This is a genomic window from uncultured Cytophaga sp., assembly GCF_937863595.1.
Taxonomy (GTDB): Bacteria; Bacteroidota; Bacteroidia; order Cytophagales; family Cytophagaceae; genus Cytophaga.
In genome coordinates this window covers 1-2,368 of sequence record NZ_CALMGQ010000072.1, presented here as the reverse complement: position 1 = coordinate 2,368, position 2,368 = coordinate 1, and the positions used below count along the sequence as shown (strand labels likewise).

The 2,368-nt window shown below is 33.2% G+C and carries 1 protein-coding gene; it reads left to right on the top strand.

Features of this window, described 5'->3' with window-relative positions; translation table 11 throughout:
• Positions 1-455, top strand: a 455-nt coding sequence (locus tag Q0543_RS06575; protein WP_299250583.1) for a T9SS type A sorting domain-containing protein, incomplete at its 5' end; no start/stop codon positions are given.
• Between the last annotated feature and the right edge of the window lie 1,913 nt (positions 456-2,368).

Sequence of the window (2,368 nt, the reverse complement as noted above, 5' to 3'; positions counted from 1 at the left end):
AGTTGGTTGAAGATGGAACGTATACACTGCGTTTTGAGAATACAAATTCAAGCATTCAATATGTATTAATTGATAATCAGTTGGGTGTTGAACAGTCCATTACCGAGCCATACACTTTTGTTGGTACAAATAAAGACAGTGTGGATCGTTTTGAATTGCAGTTGAGAGAATCAGCAATTCCTTTAACTACGGGCTTGCATTCTGCAAATAAAGCACGCAGATTACAAATCAATTCAAGTATAAAAGGTTTTATTCTTCAAAGTGATCGATTTGCAGGAGAATCAGCGGATATAGAATTGATGGATGTAACGGGTAACTCTGTAGGAACCATTGCCAACAAAAGTATCACAAGCAATCGTACATTTGTGCCTTTAGATTTACCTGATGGTAGTTATATTGTGCGCGTTACGATCGGTTCGGATGTGTTTACGGGTTTGATTGTATTGGTGAAATAATTTATAATTTAGGGAGACTGCATTATAAACAGTTTTAGATTACGGGTGATAGGAATGTCCGACATGAAATTTTATGTCGGACATTCCTATTTATATAAAAATATACGGATTCTATATGAACATATTAATTCTTTAAATATATTATATCATACATTTATTTATCATATTAATTTTTAAAAAAAGCTCTTTAAACTGTCTATAACGCAAAATTCAATAGATTATATGTTTAAAATGTGTCATAATTTAACAATACTTACATATTAGAATAAGATTTTTTTTTTGAGTTTTAAATATTAACAATTGTTAATTAATTGATTATGAAATTAATTATTCAGTCTTGAATCAATATTGTGAATATATGTTTAAACATTTACTTGTTACAAAAAGATTATTACACACGCTTCATTTTGAAAATGAACCTCAAAACCATCTTTTCGTTAGATTTGATTGAAAATTATAAATTCAAATTAAGATGGAATCAACTTTGTATTCTGAAAGTTTTAAAATGTTAAAACGTTGGGCATTTTTTTTAAATTCTTTTTTCAAACGATTTTTATGTGCAATAATTGTACTTTTTGTTTCACAACATGTATACGCAGTAGATTTAATTACAAGCTCAAACCTTACTATCAATTCGAATGTAACTTACGGTTCGGGTAATTTAACGGGGAGTCCTATTATTACAGTAGCAAGTGGTGTAACAGTAATTTTTAATTCAAACTTAGAATTAAATGGAACTTCGCAATTTATAATACAATCAGGAGGGAAAGTAATTATCAAGTCTGGAGGCTTGAAATTAAATTCTGATGCTATTTTTCAATCAGCTGGTAGTCTTGCTATTCGGGGAGGAGGGATAGAAACAAATTTAAATGCTAAATTAACATTAAGCGGAATTAATAAAGATACAATTATTGGCAATGCTAACTTTAATTCCAATACAATTTTTCAAATAGATTCAGGTGTTGATTTATATATTAATGGTAATGTAGCGTTAAATTCTACTACTTCGATTATTGCAAATGGCAATATCAATATTGCAGGGAATTACATTTCGTATTCATCAACGATATTAGATGGTTCTGGATCATTAAATACTACTGGTACCATTATAACATATGGCACCAGTACTGTTTTTGGAAGTGATGCTGATTGTACTACAGGACCATGTAATGGGAGGACTTTGTGTGGGCGAACGGCTACAGCTACTGCATCTAACACAGCTGTTTGTTCTAGTACGTCGCTTATTTTAAAAGGAACAATTAGTTCTGGCTCTAGTCCTTCTTATCAATGGCAATCATCGGCTTCAGTAAATGGAACGTATTCGAATATTGGAACAGGTTCTACCCTTACGGTTAGTCCAACTGCAGCAATGTATTACCGAGTATTGGTTACGGTATCTAGTTGCGTTTCAATAAGCAATTCAGTGTTTGTAGGTATAAATACCAATTCAGTAGCACCTACTTCTATAAGTGGTACAAGTCCAATATGTGCGGGTCAATCTTCGGTTTTAACCTCTACAGGGGGGAGTTTAGGTGCAGGCGCATCTGCCGTTTGGTATGAAGGTACAACTTGCGGTGGTTTTACAGAAAATTGGCTTACAGCACCAACAGCAGCTAATGTATATCAAACAACTGTAAATAGTGCCGATGGTATTTTGAATGTAACTGCTACAGGTGGGGATCCAATGCTTCATATGTATGGGCTTGGTTCTTTTAACCCTGCAGTATATAAATACATTAATATAAAATACAAAGTGAATTCAGGAAATGGAGGCGTTTCTGAAATCTTTTTTACGACAGCTGGCAGACCTAATGCAACGGCTGGTTATTCTGTGACAGGTACATTAATTAACGATGGTACATGGAATGTACTTACTATTGAATCGGAAGAGCGTCGTGTAGGGAAAGAGTGTA